The sequence below is a fragment of the Actinomadura napierensis genome (genome assembly GCF_039529375.1).
In the GTDB taxonomy this organism is placed as follows: Bacteria; Actinomycetota; Actinomycetes; order Streptosporangiales; family Streptosporangiaceae; genus Spirillospora; species Spirillospora napierensis.
This window is the reverse complement of the sequence record NZ_BAAAMR010000321.1, coordinates 1-671: the sequence shown is the minus strand read 5'-3', so window position 1 is coordinate 671 and position 671 is coordinate 1. Positions and strand designations below refer to the sequence as shown.

Here is a 671-nt window from a genome sequence, read left to right as displayed (position 1 = left end):
AAAAATATTCATTTTTGAATAAAATTAGCTATCCATCTTGGAGTTGGAAAAATGCACCTTCAAAAAAACGTTAAGTACCTGTTAAAAAAATACAGCACTACTACTACAGGTCTTAGTAAAAAGTCTGGAGTACCACAACCTACACTTTTTCGTTGGGAGAATGGGCAATATAAAGAACCAAAGATATCTACCGTTGAAAAATTAGCCTCTTGGGCAGGCTATGATGCCAATACACTGCTCAATAATGACTTAGAAGCCATTGATAATATTAATAATGATTTAGATGAATTGGTGTTAGATAACAATGTAAATCTATCAAATAAAATCAAATTAGATGGAGAGCAAATTCCAGTTATTTCTTGGGTTGCAGCAGGTTCATTTACAGATGTTCAAACAGTATTGAAGGACACTGAAGTACTTGAATGGCTTCCACCAATGAAGAAAGCTGGAAAAAATGGTTATGGACTTATTGTAACTGGTACATCAATGTTACCTAAATTTGAACCAGGTGATCGAATATATGTAAATCCAGACTACCCAGTTTTTGATTTAAAAACCAATGATTTAGTTATTGTTTCTTGTGCTGGTGATACACAAGCTACATTTAAGAGATTAATAATTGAAGATGGAGAAGAAAAATATTTAGAGCCACTAAATACTAAATGGCCTGA

General features: G+C 32.8%; 1 protein-coding gene. It reads left to right on the top strand.

Features of this window, described 5'->3' with window-relative positions; genetic code table 11:
- Positions 1–51: 51 nt before the first annotated feature.
- Positions 52–671: S24 family peptidase (locus tag ABD296_RS49710; protein WP_344285587.1), on the top strand; the 620-nt coding region annotated here is incomplete at its 3' end.